The sequence below is a fragment of the Mesorhizobium sp. M8A.F.Ca.ET.021.01.1.1 genome (genome assembly GCF_003998025.1).
GTDB lineage: Bacteria > Pseudomonadota > Alphaproteobacteria > Rhizobiales > Rhizobiaceae > Mesorhizobium.
This window is the reverse complement of sequence record NZ_RZSJ01000762.1, coordinates 1-2,363: the sequence shown is the minus strand read 5'-3', so window position 1 is coordinate 2,363 and position 2,363 is coordinate 1. Positions and strand designations below refer to the sequence as shown.

Here is a 2,363-nt window from a genome sequence, read left to right as displayed (position 1 = left end):
GGGCGCGATCATCAGGTGGCAGTCGAAAAAGGCCTTGGTGCGGTTGCGGATCGCCTTGATGACAGGCGGGCCGAAGGTGATGTTGGGCACGAAATGCCCGTCCATCACGTCGAGATGGATCCAGTCGGCACCTGCCGCCGCCACCGCCTCGACCTCGTCGCCGAGCTTCGAGAAATCCGATGCCAGCACCGACGGTGCGATCAAGGTTTTTTTGCTCATCTCGTGGCCTTTCCGGGCGTCCTTTTCATACGGGCGCTCCGAACCGACTGCCTAAAGCGCTCCTGGCGACTTGTCGAGGGCGCAAGCACGGCGGTTCCACAGGCAGGGGGAACGTCGCGGCGCGCGTTGGTCCTGGGCGGCCAATCACCGCCTGCGCGGGTCATGAAGAAAAACCCGCCGGATTGCTCCGGCGGGTTCTCGTTTGGCGTCGCGCAGATGGCTATTGCTGCTGGAGCTTCAGGACCCTGTTAGGAACCGGATCCTGTTGCTGGTCGATCTGCTGCCTGCGCTGCGGCAGCAATTGCAGCAGTTGGCCCGGATCGAGCTCCAGCGACGGCTGCCCGCGTATCGGCCGGCAGTTCGGATACCGCCCGATCGTACCCTCCGGGCAGTGTCGCCTGAAGATCGGCTGGCACTGGCCGTTGACCATCTGCGAGCCCGGCGCGCATTCGCTCTCTTGCCTGGGCTTGCGGCATGCGCCGTCGATCACCTCGGTCCCACGCGGACAGACGCATTCGCCGCGCTTGTTGTGGACTTGGCCGCGTATGTCGCACTGCTGGAGCACTGGACCTGGTCGACGACATGCGTTGCCCTGCACCTCGGTACCCCTCGGGCAGACGCAATTGCCGTTGGCGTCGTGGACCTGGCCACGGATGGTGCACTGGTCAGGCTGCGGCCGGACCGGGCGGCAGGCTCCGTCGCGCACCTCGGTGCCTTGCGGGCAGACGCAGTCCCCGTCCGCATTGTGGACCTGGCCACGGATGGTGCACTGCTCGGGCTTCGGCCGGACCGGACGGCAGGCGCCATTGCGCAGCTCGGTGCCTTGCGGACAGACACAGTCGCCATCGGCATTGCGGAACTGGCCAGGGATGCGGCACTGCTGCGGTTTTGGCCGGATCTGACGGCAGGCGCCGTCCCGCACCTCGGTGCCGCGCGGGCAGACGCAGTAGCCGTCGGCGTCGTGGACCTGACCACGGATGGTGCACTGCTCGGGCCTGTCGGTCCTGACGCATTTTCCGTTCTCCAGCTCCGTGCCGCGCGGACAGACGCAGCGTCCGTCCTCGGTGCGGATCTGGCCTTCGAGCAGCACGCAGCGCGGTGGCGGTGGCAACGGAAGAACGTTGGTGCCGCCGCCCGTGCACTGGCCGTTGCGGAAGGTGGTGCCTTCCGGGCAGACACAGCGGCCGGCGTCGTTCATGACAAAGCCCGGCGAGCACTCGTTCTTCACCTCATGCGTGATGATGAAGGGATGGCACGCATAGGCCTTGCCGCGATCGCCCTGGACGTTGGTCGCATCCTTGGACAGCACATCGCCGCCGCCCTGCACACGTGTGTCGGGAGAGAGCACGCCAACGCAGTTCTGGCCATTGACGTTGCCCTGCAGGTTGGCAAGACGCCCATCGTCGGGGATGACCACCGTCACACGGTGCGACTGGCTTTCGCCGGCGCCGAGCGTCAGGTTGGCGATGCAGGAGGCCGGCAAGGTCGTCGGCTCCGGCGAGCAGCCGAAAGGCGGGTCGATCGAGGTGATCGCAACACCTTCCAGCCGGCCAAGCCCTTCCACGCCGATCGCATCGCCGATGCGGACCGGACCCGAGAAGGGGCTCGTCCCGTCATTTGTGATGGTGATGTCGAACGAGCAGGGCTGGCCGACGCGGCATTCGCGGTCGCCGGTCTTTTCGACACGGATCGTCGAAGGACCGCCGCCCTTGGCGCAGGCCTGGCCGATCGGATAGACGACATCGTCGCCCTGCGCCGGCCCGTAGGAGCCGCGCGCGCAGTTCTCGAACTCGCCATTGGCCGAGACCGTCACGTCGAAGTGCCTGGAGGTTCCGGGCGTCATGACGGCGCCTGGTATCTGGCACGACAACGCGTTGGCCGGAACCGGCCCGCACGCCCATTCCGCGCCGTCGGGGGTGACGGTCTGGATCTGCACGGGCGCTCCGCCCGACACCAGCGTGGCGGCATCGTTGACCCGCACCGGACCGGTGGGGGCAGCGGTGCCGACGCTGCTAACGGTGATGCGGCAGGAAACCAGCGCCGCGCCGGCGAGCGAACCGCTGCACACCTTGGTGATGCGCAAGGTCGGCTGGCCGCCATTGGGATGGCGGATGCGTTCCTTGGCGCAGGCCTTGTTGTTGGTG

At 67.1% G+C, this 2,363-nt stretch carries 2 pseudogenes; both read right to left on the bottom strand.

Annotated elements, in window-relative coordinates:
- Positions 1-219, bottom strand: a pseudogene (locus EOA36_RS33470) (ribulose-phosphate 3-epimerase); the annotation flags it as partial.
- A 220-nt stretch (positions 220-439) separates the two neighbouring features.
- Positions 440-2,363, bottom strand: a pseudogene (locus EOA36_RS33465) (hypothetical protein); the annotation flags it as partial.